The sequence below is a fragment of the Vibrio rubrogenes genome (assembly GCF_059641415.1).
The window spans coordinates 138,437-147,900 of record NZ_JCARSY010000011.1; the positions used below are offsets into that span (position 1 = coordinate 138,437).

The 9,464-nt window shown below is 49.5% G+C and carries 10 protein-coding genes; 9 read left to right on the top strand and 1 reads right to left on the bottom strand.

What is annotated here, in order from left to right; translation table 11 throughout:
* Positions 1 to 71: 71 nt before the first annotated feature.
* The 9 genes from AC55NX_RS10525 (at position 72) to AC55NX_RS10565 (ending at position 8,988) form a co-directional block, all read left to right on the top strand.
* Positions 72 to 1,499, top strand: a complete 1,428-nt coding sequence (locus AC55NX_RS10525; RefSeq protein ID WP_496995687.1) for a S41 family peptidase — start codon at positions 72 to 74, stop codon at positions 1,497 to 1,499.
* Between the two features lie 196 nt (positions 1,500 to 1,695).
* Entirely contained in the window at positions 1,696 to 2,649 is a 954-nt protein-coding gene (locus tag AC55NX_RS10530) for a M23 family metallopeptidase (protein WP_496995688.1), read from the top strand.
* A gap of 8 nt (positions 2,650 to 2,657) precedes the next feature.
* On the top strand, positions 2,658 to 3,008 hold the full coding sequence (locus AC55NX_RS10535; RefSeq protein WP_496995689.1) for a bactofilin family protein: 351 nt from the start codon (positions 2,658 to 2,660) through the stop codon (positions 3,006 to 3,008).
* A 358-nt stretch (positions 3,009 to 3,366) separates the two neighbouring features.
* A complete protein-coding gene (locus tag AC55NX_RS10540; RefSeq protein ID WP_496995690.1) occupies positions 3,367 to 4,395 on the top strand; it encodes a substrate-binding domain-containing protein in 1,029 nt (342 codons plus the stop codon).
* A gap of 5 nt (positions 4,396 to 4,400) precedes the next feature.
* Positions 4,401 to 5,405: an ABC transporter substrate-binding protein gene (locus AC55NX_RS10545; RefSeq protein ID WP_496995691.1), complete on the top strand. Its 1,005-nt coding sequence runs from the start codon at positions 4,401 to 4,403 to the stop codon at positions 5,403 to 5,405.
* A gap of 40 nt (positions 5,406 to 5,445) precedes the next feature.
* A complete protein-coding gene (locus AC55NX_RS10550; RefSeq protein ID WP_311846670.1) occupies positions 5,446 to 6,258 on the top strand; it encodes an ABC transporter permease in 813 nt (270 codons plus the stop codon).
* A 3-nt stretch (positions 6,259 to 6,261) separates the two neighbouring features.
* Positions 6,262 to 7,047: an ABC transporter permease gene (locus AC55NX_RS10555; protein ID WP_311845165.1), complete on the top strand. Its 786-nt coding sequence runs from the start codon at positions 6,262 to 6,264 to the stop codon at positions 7,045 to 7,047.
* Between the two features lie 28 nt (positions 7,048 to 7,075).
* Positions 7,076 to 8,179 (top strand): ABC transporter ATP-binding protein, encoded by a 1,104-nt coding sequence (locus AC55NX_RS10560; RefSeq protein ID WP_496995692.1) that lies wholly within the window; start codon positions 7,076 to 7,078, stop codon positions 8,177 to 8,179.
* Complete coding sequence (locus AC55NX_RS10565; RefSeq protein ID WP_496995693.1) at positions 8,173 to 8,988, top strand: phosphodiesterase; 816 nt, start codon at positions 8,173 to 8,175, stop codon at positions 8,986 to 8,988. The genes AC55NX_RS10560 and AC55NX_RS10565 overlap by 7 nt, the downstream gene beginning before the upstream one ends.
* Before the next feature lie 164 nt (positions 8,989 to 9,152).
* Here AC55NX_RS10565 and AC55NX_RS10570 read toward each other — a convergent pair.
* Positions 9,153 to 9,464: GNAT family N-acetyltransferase (locus tag AC55NX_RS10570; protein WP_496995694.1), on the bottom strand; the 312-nt coding region annotated here is incomplete at its 5' end.

The following is a 9,464-nucleotide window of genomic DNA, read 5'->3' on the forward strand; positions in this document are numbered from 1 at the left end:
GTTTAACGTACTCAGAAACTTTTATACCAACCTTTCAATACCGAATATTTAATATAGAAAAGGACCCAATAATGATTTCGACTTCATGGATAAAATCAACTTGTCGGTTTGTCTGCATTGTGCCCATCGCCTTATCCTCTGCCTGTCAGGCTTCAGTGGATTTTGATGGACTCTGGAAACATACTGGATACGGTGACATTTATCAGTTGAACGATGCAGAAAGCAAAATATACCAATTCAACAGCGAGGGGTGTGTGCTGGCGGATACCATGACAAAAGCAGTCATGCAAGCGAGCTACTTTCCCAACGCGGCGCTATCTGATGACAGCATGAACCTGATATCACACCAAAGTGCCCGTCCTTTTGTGCAGCAATTTGAGCGACTGTCCGCATTACCAACCATGTGTCAACCCGGACAACGACTTGATGCACAGGCATCACCGCTTGAGATCTATCATTTCTTCTGGACGACTATGCATGACTACTACGCTTTCTTTCAGGAACGCGGCATCGACTGGGAGCAGGTCTATCAACAAGCGGCACCGAATTTGAATACGGAGATGACTGAGAGTGAGCTACTCAATGTCATCAAAGCATCACTCAGTGGTTTTTCCGATGATCATGTTTTTTTGACTTACGGGGATGAAGAATATGCACCCGCACCTCTCAAAGGCATCTTACGGACACTGAAACAGGGCTTTCTCGACCAAACCGAAATCAGTGACTTTGATACTTACGTGGCAGATCGTCTGGCACAAGTCTCCATGACGCAGCAGAAGATGATGGATTCCGGCAGTGTTCACATCGTCAACGGCAGCTCAGCAGATACTTTATACGGTGCGGAACGAATCGTCTGGGGCACATTCAACCAAGGGAAAATTGGTTATTTTCGTCCGAACATGATGCTGTTGGATACGGGTGAAAACCCGGATGACCCCGAGCAATGGGTCAGCAATATGGCACAGGTCATCGATCAAGCCATGCAGGATATGCGCAATACAACAGCCATGATCATTGATATGCGCTTCAATAGCGGTGGTGCTGACGGTGTCTCACTGGCACTCGCCAGCCGTTTTAATCCGGTGACTCAGCGCATCATCGGTAAATTTACCCGAACCATTGCCGGTGACGGTGAGATTCACTGGCTCGAATTACCCACCCCGCTCAACTCACCCGCTTACACTCGTCCCGTTACGATTCTGATCAGCGGTACGACCGTCAGTGCCGGGGAAGTTTTCCTCATGATGATGAAAGCGCAGCCGCAAGTCACATTTATGGGCGAGACCAGTAGCGGCGCTTTATCGGATGCTTTGGTGAAAACCCTGCCCAATGGGTGGCAAATCAGTTTATCCAATGAAGTCTATATCGATACCCGGTATCAATCGTATGAAGCCAAAGGAATGCAACCGGACATACCGACAGTGCCATTGACACTGGCCGATCTCAACCACCATCGGGATACAGCACTGAGTCAGGCGATTCACCGATTATCGCAGTGACACCACTTCGCAATCATGAAGCATCATTTTTAAGCACAAGCACCGACAGGCCATATACATGTCGGTGCTTGTGCTTATTATTTACGCTAAATGCATACAATATTACATTTTTCCACTCAAGATCACTGATGAAAATTCAATCACTGACAGAAAACTGATAGAATCCTGACATTGTATTTACAAATGCTGATGATGTATGAAAGAAAACCTCGTGATATCAGTATCTTCTATCAACGGCACACGTCATTTTCATGTCGGCCGCTGGTATCAGAAATGTCTTAAAAGTGCTGGTTATATCCTGATGGCAACCGTTATTGGTACTGCCGGTATCATCTATTACCTGATGAACGAAGTGGATTTTGCCAAATCAAAGCAAAGAGAACTGGAAAGTCAGTCGATGTCTCTTTCTGAAGATGTCGCATCACTCAAGAAGCTTAAGGTCGGCTTGCAAAGTGAGCTGCTTGATCGGGAAGAAAAAATGCAGACGGTCTCGGATCGCCTGAGTGATCTGGAAAAAGTGCTCGGTGTGGAGGATTCTGACGACGCGACACTTGAATCCCGGCTGGATACCGCAGCAATCACCTCTTCTGTTCGTCTGGCTCTGCTGAACCAAATCCCGAATGGCTTCCCGGTCGAAAAATCCCGAATGTCTTCCGATTACGGCCGCCGCATTAACCCAGTCACCGGGAAGAGTGAATTCCACCGCGGTCAGGATTTTTCAGCCCCGAAAGGCACGGCGATTTATGCACCGGCCGACGGCGTAGTCGAAGTGGTTCGTCCCAGTCTGGTCAAAGGCTCCGGGAATTACCTAAGATTGAGACATTCATTCGGGTTTTCCAGTTCTTATTCTCATATGAATAAATTTGCTGTCAAAATGGGTGAATTCGTCAACAAGGGCGATATCATCGGTTACGTCGGAAATTCGGGATTGAGTACCGGGCCACACCTACATTATGAAATTCGCTTTGTTGGCCGTTCGCTAGATCCCAAACCCTTTGTGAACTGGGGAATTAATAATTTTGATACGATATTTACAAAAGTAGGAGGAGTAAGATGGGAATCTTTGATAAACAACGTCGAGCAAAGAGTCAGTGCTCAGTTACAACTCTCATCGCTGAAGGCTGCGCCATTAATGGCCAGTTCAGAGTAGAAAGCAATATGCAAGTTGATGGTAAGATTGAAGGTCAGATCCACACGGATAAGACACTCATTATCAGTGAATCCGGTGCTGCCAGTGGTGAAATTTATGCCGAGCACATCATCATCAATGGCTGTTTCGAAGGCACCTGCTATGCCACTCGCATTGAGATCTTAAGTAAAGGTCGTGTCGATGGCACACTCTATACCGACGATATCAGCATTGAACAAGGCGGGCGCTTCAATGGCGTCACTAAACCGGCCCCGGAGCAACAAGTCGTCGATTTTCAGGGAGCCAAAACCACTGAAAGTTTAACCGCACCGTCTAAAGCACCACAAGCCAAAAAAGCACAACAAGGATCGTCATCTTAATCAAGGGTGATCATTGTATGTATGACGCAACATCGATCTGACAGTACCGGCGGATGCAGGTTCTGTCAGGTTGAGATGCGCTTATAACCGCACCATATCCTCTCTCCTCCTTCTTCTCTCTCTTCTCCCACATATACAATTTGTGATTAAAATCACATTATTAATAACATTTACCTCAGTAATAATTTTTTGTATCTGCCATAAATTGCCAATGAAACGAGAATATTTCATGCGTCATCTTTAGAGAAAATGCAGCGAAAATATAAAAACACTCCGCCAAAATGATGCCTTCTCTGATTTTCTTGTCATAAATACGTCACCTGAGATTCCTAACCTTGCTGCTGCACTCGGGAGGGAAATGATGAACATTAAAGATATTGCAGCACTGGCCAATGTATCGCCGGCAACCATATCGCGCTACTTCAATGGCACCGGACTTATCTGTCATCAGACCCGTGAGCGAATTGGTAAAATCGTGCACTTAACCGGCTACCACCCGAAACAGAAATCGACCCGTGTGGCACTCAACCACAACCCGACGATTGGGGTTTTGATCCCCAGCTTACTCAATCCGGTCTTTGCTGAGATCGTCGCCGGGATTCAAGAAAGAGCGCGCCACTTTGGTTACTCGACCATTATTATCGATACCGAATATCAGCAAGCGCGGGAACAGCAAGCCGTAGTCGATTTCATCCGTCAGCGGGTCAGTGGCGTGATTCTGACCGTCGCCAGTATGCAAAACAATCAAGCCTTGTCGCTGTTGAAAGAGTTTAACTTTCCGCTAAGTTTGGTTCACAACCAGTTCACTGCCGATGATGCCACGGTTTACGTCAATAACTTTCAGGCCGGTTGGGATGTCGCCGATCACTTACTCAAACTCGGCCATCAGCAACTCGGCATGGTCGCGGGCCAGTTCAACCGTTCTGACCGGGCCCAACTCCGTTACGAAGGCTTCAAAGCCCGTATCGCTCAGGATCAGCAGGCCCGGTTGCTGACATTACTGGAAGTCGATCCGATGGCGAATGCGCCGTTCACCGATCTTAATCAGTCATTCTCACATCAGGCTCCGAGTGCTTGGTTTTGCAGTAATGATCTCATCGCACTGAAACTGATCCGCCATCTGCGTCACTCAGGCATACGCGTCCCGGAACAGACCTCCGTGGTGGGATTTGACGGGATGTCACTCGGACAAATCACCTACCCCGCTTTGGCAACGGTGAAGGTTCCCCACTTACAGATGGGCCACCTCGCCGTGGATTTACTTTTAAACTCGAAACACCACACCGTTTTACCACGCCAGCGAGAGCTGCCCTATGAGCTCAGTCTTACAGGAACAGTTGCTCCGGTTCATAAACCTCACTTGAATCAAATTCAATCAATAGGATGATTGTTATGAAATTAAAACATATTGCCACCTTAGCGCTGATGGCAACCGGCTTGGTTACCGGCACGGCGCAGGCAGCCGATGCCATTTGTTATAACTGCCCCCCTGAATGGGCTAACTGGGGCGGTCAGTTAAAACAGATTAAAGACCAATTAGGTATTAATATTCCCATCGACAACAAAAACTCAGGTCAATCCCTGTCCCAGCTAGTGGCAGAAAAAGATAACCCGGTGGCTGACGTCGTCTACTACGGGGTCTCGTTTGGCATTCTCGCGGCGCAAAAAGGCGTTGTGCAACCTTATAAACCGCACAATTGGGATAAAATTCCGGCGGGCCTGAAAGATCCACAAGGCAACTGGTTTGCGATTCATTCCGGCACCTTGGGCTTCTTCGTCAATAAAGCTGCCCTTGATGGCGCGCCGGTGCCTCAGTCATGGCAAGATTTACTCAAACCGGAATACCGCGGGATGATCGGCTACTTAGATCCAACCAGCGCATTTGTCGGTTATGCCAGTGCCGTGGCGATCAATCAGGCAATGGGCGGCACGATGGATGACTTCACCCCGGCGATTCACTATTTTCAGGCGCTGCGTAAAAATCACCCGATTGTGCCGAAGCAAACCTCTTATGCCCGCGTAATTTCAGGTGAAATCCCCATTCTGCTCGACTATGACTTTAACGCCTACCGCGCCAAATATAACGATAAAGCCCCGGTTGAGTTCGTGATTCCCAAAGAGGGAACCATTGTGGTGCCTTATGTGATGAGCCAAGTGAAAAACTCACCGCATCCTGAGAATGGCCGCAAAGTGCTCGATTTCGTCCTCTCCGATGCCGGTCAGCGCTTGTGGGCCGATGCTTATCTGCGTCCGGTGATTCCTTCGGCGATGAGCGCCAAAACTCGCGCTAAGTTTCTGCCGGATGCCGACTATCAACGGGCACAAGCAGTCGATTTTGCCAAGATGTCACAGGCACAACACGCCTTTGCACAACGTTATCTGAATGAAGTTCAATAATCACAGGCTGGGTGGTGGCAACGCCACCCTTCATTTTGTTATGAAACACGATTTTTCACGGCTGATGTTGCTGCTCCCGGCATTGATTATCAGCCTGACCTTTTTCCTTCTGCCCGTCGGCAAACTCGTCTGGCTGTCGCTGGCAGATGGCAACGGCCTGACCTACTGGTCAATCTTCACCCAGCCGACTTATTATCGCAGCCTGCTGTCAACCGTGGTGCTGTCAGCAGTGGTGACTTTGGTCAGCTTGGTCATCGCCACCATCTCCGGGCTATTTCTCACCCGTTATCAATTCCGGGGTAAATCACTCCTGATTGCGATGCTGAGTTTCCCGCTGGCGTTTCCGGGGGTGGTGATTGGATTTTTCGTCATTATGCTGGCCGGTCGCCAAGGGCTCATCGCTCAGGCGAGTCTCGCACTGGTTGGTGATCGTTGGGTGTTTGCTTATACCATGGCCGGACTGTTTCTCGGTTACCTCTATTTCTCGATTCCGCGTGTGGTACTGACCGTGATGGGAGCCGCCGAAAAACTCGATCACAACTTAGTGGAAGCCGGACGCTCACTGGGTGCCAACCGCTGGCAAATCCTGCGGGATGTCACCTTGCCGGCGTTAACCCCCGGCCTGATTTCTTCCGGCTCAGTCTGTTTTGCCACCTCGATGGGCGCATTCGGCACTGCATTTTCGCTGGCAACCGACATCAATGTACTGCCGATGACCATTTATACCGAGTTTACTCTGAACGCCAATTTTGCCATGGCAGCGGCATTAAGTCTGATCTTGGGTGCCGTGACTTGGCTGTGCCTCGCACTGGCGCGGCTCAAAGGGGCAACATCCCTGAATATGGGAGGCTAACCCATGGACAAAAATCGTTATTTCTATGCACAACTGATCTTCACCATACTGGTGTGTGCATTTTTGATTATCCCGGTGGTGATGTCGGTCATGGCCGGTTTAACCCAGAACTATTTCGTCGGCCTGAAAAGCGGCCTCACCTTACAGTGGGTTGAACAAGTCTGGTCGATGTATGCCGATACAGTCTGGCTGACATTGAAAATCGCGTTAGTCACCACCGCGATTAACGTGATGGTCGGTGTGCCGTGCGCCTACTATCTGGCCCGCTACCGCACCCGTTTTTCGCTATGGTTTGAAGAGTGCCTGACATTACCCATTGCCATACCGGGCATGGCGATCGCTCTGGGGCTGATTTCAGTGTATGGCGGCTTCCACGACTTTCGCGCCAGTTGGCTGTTCATTTTAGTCGGGCATGTCATTTTTACTTTGCCGTTTATGGTCAAGGCGGTGCTGGCAATTCTCACCAGCATCAACTTTCGCGTACTGGAAGAAGGTGCGGCCAGCCTTGGTGCCAGCTTCACGCAACGGTTTATGCATATCATCGTGCCCAACTGTATGACCGGCATTATCAGTGGCGTGCTGATGACGCTAACCCTCTCTGTCGGTGAGTTTAATCTGACTTGGATGCTGCATACCCCACTCACCAAAACGCTGCCGGTCGGGCTGGCCGATGCTTACGCGTCAATGCGTCTTGAGGTGAGTTCTGCCTATACCCTGATATTTTTGGGTCTGATTCTGCCGCTGCTGATTCTGGCTCAACTGTTTAACCGAAAAACTCAGCGTCGTTAATCGACAGCTGCATGAAAGTGATATTGATATGAATATAGCGAAATCCAGTGTTGCGATAACTTTGAAGCAGGTTCAGAAGACCTTTGCTGATGGCACATTGGCTCTCAAGCCTCTTGATTTACACGTCGAAGCCGGTGAAATTTTAGTGCTGCTCGGCCCCTCCGGCTGCGGAAAAACCACCACCCTGCGCCTGATTGCCGGATTAGAGTTTGCCGACCCCGACGGCACCATCCATTTTGGCGAGCGGGATGTTACCCACCAACCCATCGAGCACCGCCAGGTCGGGATGGTGTTTCAGTCTTATGCGCTGTTTCCCAATATGAATGTCCGCGACAACATCGGCTATGGCTTACGGGTTCGCGGTGAAAGCAAAGCGCAGCGACAAGCCAAAGTTGCGGAAATGCTGACCATGTTCGATCTCGAACCGTATGCAGAGCGTGATATCAACCAGCTCTCCGGTGGACAACGCCAGCGCGTGGCACTGGCACGGGCGATTATCACTGAGCCGGAGGTGTTATTGCTTGATGAACCCCTTTCCGCCTTAGACGCCCGTCTCAAACAGCGGCTGCGGATTGACATTCACCAGATGCTTAAACGGTTAGGTATCACGGCGATTTATGTCACTCATGATCAGGAAGAAGCGATGGTAATGGGCGATCGGATTGCCGTGCTCGATCACGGTGAAATTGCTCAAATCGGCAGTGCGGAAGAGATTTACCTGACACCGAACAATCACTTTGTGGCGGACTTTATCGGTCAGATCAACTGCTTTCATGGCAAGCGTGAGGGCAATGTTTTCATCCTCGGCGATGTTTCCGGCCAAGGACAGACACAACAGCTACGCTTGAGCGAATCGCACTGCGCGCAACTCGATGAGGGGCAACCGGCCACCGCAATGGTGCGCCCGGAGGATATCCGAATCCTTGATGAAGCGACGGACAATACCCTCCTCGCGCAAGTGCAAAACAGGACCTTCTTAGGGGATCGTACCCGTGTACAGGTTAAAATTGCCAGCCTTGATGAGCTGCTGATGATCGACTGTTTTGCCCGTCGTCATTATCAGCCGCAGCAATCCGTTTACTTATCCGTTGCGCCTGAGCGCTTGGTTTTTATTGGAGACCGTGAATGTTAATCGCACAGTTAACCGATTTACACATTAAGCAGTCAGGCAAACTGGCGTATAAAAAGGTCGATACGTTAGGTCGCCTGCGGCGTGCGATTGATCATATCAACCTGCTCAAGCCGATACCTGACCGGGTCATCATCACCGGTGACTTGGCAGATTTTGGTCACCCTGATGAATATCAACTGCTGGTTGCCGAGCTGCAACGCTTAAAACCGGTGGTGCGCGTAATTCCGGGTAACCATGACAACAGAACGCATTTGCGTGATGCATTGCAAGGCTGGCTCGCGTTTGACACGCCGGTATTTTGTAACTTCAGTGAGCATGTCGGCGGCTATCAACTGATTGGGCTGGATAGCTCCGTACCCGGTCAGCCTTATGGCATGTTGAGTCAAACGTCACTCCGATGGCTTGATGAACAACTCTCGGCAACGCAACAACATCCGGCCTTGCTATTTATGCACCACCCACCGATGACAGTCGGGTTACAGCATATGGATGTGCAAAATCTGCAAAACAGTGAGGCATTATATGAGGTGTTGCAATCTCACCCGCATGTGGCCGGGATTGTTGTCGGCCATGTACATCGCCCGATTGTAGCGACGTGGCATCGAATTCCCGTCTGGGTCGGCCCGTCTCACAGCCATGCCGTGACGCTCGATTTGGATCCCCAAGCGCCCGCTTGTTTCTCACTGGAGCCGGGAGCCATTCAGTTGTTCCGTCTCGAACCGGAGGGAATTTGCAGCCATATCAGTTATATCGATGCGGTTGAGGGGCCTTATCCGTTTTTCGATGAGAATCATTGTTTGATAGATTAGTTGGTTTTTGAGGGTGTTTTTGGAAGGTGTTTTTTGGGGTATGGAGGTTTGGTGCGCAATGACTTTCTTCGATCTTATTAGCTTCTTCGAACGCGCCCCTTGGGGAAATAAGACCCATACAGTCTGTTCGACGTAACAAAGTTACACATCAATTACTATGATGATTATTCTGTCGGTGTCTCTAGGCTATAGTTGTCCAGCCCTTCGCAGTTATACAGGTCTACATTTTTCTCTGGCGTCATTCCAAGTTTCTTTAGAACGGCTTTGGAGCCAATATTATCGACCATTGCAACGCCATAGAGTTTTTCATGTTCGGTGTTTTCAAAGAACCAATTTACCAATGCCCCTGCCGCTTCTGAAATGAAGCCCTTCCCTTCAAAGTCTTTAGTTATGCCAAAACGAATATCCACATAATTGGGGTTTGGAGCATACTCAGCACCAACAAAACCTAACTTGATTTTAGGGTTTTCTTTCAA